Source organism: Variovorax sp. 20P10.2.4 (genome assembly GCF_058244205.1).
Genome location: NZ_JBZAYE010000677.1, coordinates 1 through 3,764 on the forward strand (window position 1 = coordinate 1; position 3,764 = coordinate 3,764).

The 3,764-nt window shown below is 74.1% G+C and carries 1 pseudogene; it reads left to right on the plus strand.

Annotated elements, in window-relative coordinates:
• A pseudogene (locus AC27VN_RS35505) lies at positions 1-3,764 on the plus strand (hypothetical protein); the annotation flags it as partial.

Genomic DNA, 3,764 nt, shown 5'->3' on the forward strand with positions numbered 1-3,764 from the left:
GAGATCCATGCCGCGGACCGCGTGAGCGCGAACAACGCCGGCAGCCTCACCGTGGGCGGCACCCAGGCGGCCGACGGCAGCCGCACGGGTGGCGACCTGCGCATCGTCACGCCGCTGTGGACCGGCGAGGCCGGCTCCAGCATGAAGTACGTGGCCGGCGGACGGCTGGAAGCGATTGCGCCCGATGCCGGTGCCCGTGTCGACACCGCGGCGCTCGACACGCTCGGCGCCAGCCTGGCGCTCGAGGCGCGCTCGGTGCGGCTCGACACCGCGCTGGCGCTGCCCAGCGGCCGGCTCTCGGTGCGCGCCGACGGCGACATCGCGCTCGGCGACGGCGCGGCCATCGACCTCGCGGGCCGCGCCCTCGCTTTCTTCGACGTCACGCGCTTCAGCAGTGGCGGCGACCTGCTGATCGAGTCGACCGAAGGCGCCGTCGCGCAGTCCGCGGGTTCGCGCATCGACGTATCGGCCGCCGGCAAGCCGGCCGGCTCGGTCCGTGTCACCGCCACCGGCACCGATGGCCGCGTCACGCTCGCGGGTCGCATCCTCGGCGCTTCGCCGCGGGCGCGCGAGTCCGGCAGCATCGACATCCGCGCGCGCGCGCTCGACGACTTCGCCGGGCTCAATGGGCGGCTCAACGAGGGCGGGCTCTTCGGCGGCCGCGGCTTCGTGGTCAAGACCGGCGACCTCACGATCGGCGACGAACTGCGCGCTCACCGCATCGAAGTCTCGGCCGACGGCGGGCGGCTCACGGTCAACGGCCGCATCGATGCCAGCGGCGAGGACGTGGGCACGATCCGCCTCGCCGCGCGCGACGACCTCGTACTGGCGGCGGGCGCGGTGCTCGACGCGCGGGGCACGCAGCTCGCGCTCGACGGGCGCGGCCAGGCCATCGAGGCCTCGAACCGCGCGCAGGTGGAGCTAGGCTCCGCAGCCGGCACGGTGCGGCTGGACACGGGCGCGACGATCGATCTGCGCGCGGCCGACGCCGTGGCGCGCGGCCGGCTCGAGATCAACGCACGGCGCCTCGGCGCCGACGGCGTGGCGGTCGATGCCGCCGCGGGCTTGTCGGTGCGTGGCGCCGAGAGCATCGCGGTCAATGCCTTCGCGCGCGACACGCCCGCCGACGGCGTGGTCGACCAGGACCGGCTCGACCGCCTGCATGCCGCCAGCACCGCTTTCATCGACGCGGCCAACGCCAGCAGCGCCACCCAGGCGCGGCTGGCCGGGTTGCGCGCGCAGGGCAACGCCTTCCATCTGCGGCCCGGCGTGGAGATCCTCGGCGCGGGCGATCTGCGGGTGCGCGGCGAGATCGATCTCTCGGGTTACCGCTACGGCCCCGGCGTCGACAGCACGCGGCGCGGTTCGGGCGAACCGGGCGTGCTGGTGCTGCGCGCGGGCGGCAACCTCGTCGTCAACGGCAGCATCTCCGATGGCTTCGCGCCGCCACCCGACACGCCCGACGACTTCGGCTGGACCGAGCGGCCCGACGGCCGGGGCCGCGTGATGGCCGTGGCCGACATGCTGGCGCCGGGCATGCGATCGTGGTCGATGCGCCTCGTGGGCGGCGCCGACCTGAGCGCGGCCGACACGCGCACGCTCGCGGCCGCATCGCAGCTGCGCGACAGCGGCGACCTGCTGCTCGACGACCCGCACCAGACCGCAGTCCAGTTCTCGCCCGAGGCCGGGCTGTCGGTGCTGCGCACCGGCACCGGCTACCTCGAGTTGCTGGCCGGGCGCGACCATCGGCAGAAGACACCGTTCGGCGTCTACACCGCCGGCACGCAGATCGCGGGCAGCGAAGCCTGGGACCTGCCGCGCGCGGCGGGCTGGGACGGCTCGGTGCTCGCCGGCTACCCCGACTACGAGGCCACGCTCCATGCGCGCCGCATGTTCTTTACCGAGGGCGGCGGCGACCTGCTGCTCGCGGCCCAGGGCGAGATGCGCGGCTTCGCCGTCAGCGACAGCGGCAACCTCAAGTTCAGCAACGACATCGGCCGCTGGCTCTGGCGCCAGGGTGGCAGCGAGCTCGGGCAGCGCACGGCCTGGGGCATCAACTTCGGCCAGTACGTGCTGTCGGCGCTGTCCGGCGGCGTCGAGCTCGCGGGTTTCAGCGGCATCGGCACGCTGGGCGGCGGCCATCTCACGGTGCGCGCGGGCGGTGACGCCGGGTCGACTTCCAACCTCGGCCTCGACGACCTCACGGCCACCACCTCCTCGCTCGACCTGTTCGTCGCCTCCACCGGCCGAGTGGGCGCCGACGGTGCGCTCGCGGTCTCGGGCGGCGGGCGCCTGAGCCTGGAGGTCGGCGGCCGCCTCAACACCGGCGTCGACACGGGCAACATGCCGGTCACCACCGGCCAGGTCGTGAACCTGCGCGGCGACAGCCGGGTGCGCGCCGGCACCATCGGCATGTCGCTCGAGGCGGGCTATGGCCTGAAGGCCGACGGCGATCCGCGCGCGGTCGACGTGCGCGCGCCGCGCGACCGCTCGGGCTTCGGCGGCATCAACCTGCTGGCGGGCGATGGCACGATGACGCTCGAGACGCGCGGCGACCTGTCCGTGATCACCGCGCGCGACGCGGGCCGGGTGACGCTGCGCGGCGGCGAGACGCAGGCCTCCTCGCAGGGGCAGGACGGTTCGGCCGTCAGCTCGTTCTCGCTGTGGACCGAGCGCAGCGGCCTCGAACTGTTCTCGGCTGGCGGCGACATCCTGCAGCGGCCGGTGCTGAGCCTGGACAGCAGCGCGCTGCGCTACGACCCGGGCCGCTTCTCGGCCATCGCCGCGAACGGCTCGATCACCACCCTGGTCAATCTCGCGCCCTCGCGCCAGGGGCGGCTCGAGCTGTTCGCGCGCGACAACATCTTCGGTACCTCGGCGATGTCGAGCGCCGCGCTCGAATCGATGGCCACGCCGCAGGCGCCGCTGTGGCTGCTCAGCGCCTTCGGCTCGCGCCTGGCCAGCAACTACTACGCGGCGATCGACCGGCCCTCGCCCGAGGGCGACATCTACGAACCGCTGCTCGAGGGCAGCGTGCTGTTCGCCCATGGCGTGGACCGCGCGACGGCGCTGCATGCCGCGGGCGGCGAGCCGATCCGGCTGTACGCGCTGCGCGGCGACATCATGGCCGTCAGCGGCCTCAAGCGTGCCCTGACCGTAGGGGGCAGCGACATCGAGCACTACTACATCGCCGCCCAGCCGCTGCAACTGCGCGCCGGGCGCGACATCCTCGCCAGCGGCTTCGTCTCGCACAACGCGCCGACCGACGTCTCGGTGCTGCAGGCCGGGCGCGACATCCTCAACAGCACCTTCGACCTGGCCGGCCCCGGCCTGCTCGAGGTCACGGCGGGCCGCAACATCCAGCAGGGCCTGGCGGCGGCGAATGCCTACGCGACCTTCGCGCTGCGCAGCATCGGGCCGATCGTCGAGGGCGACACACGGCCCGGTGCCTCGATCGTGCTGTCGGCCGGCACGGGCGCGCACGGGCCCGACTACGCCGGCTTCGCCGCGCGCTACCTGGACCGCGCCAACCTGGCCGACGCGGGCTCGCCGCTGGCCGACCAGCCCGGCAAGGTCGCGAAGACCTACGAGGACCGGCTGCTGGCCTGGCTGCGCGAGCGCTTCGGCTACGCGGGCGGTGCCGAGGGCGCGCTCGCCACCTTCCTCGCGCTGCCTGCGGAGCAGCAGGGCGTGCTGGTACGCGAGGTGTTCTACGAGGAACTGCGCCAGGGCGGGCGCGAGTACAACGACCCCGACAGCCGCCG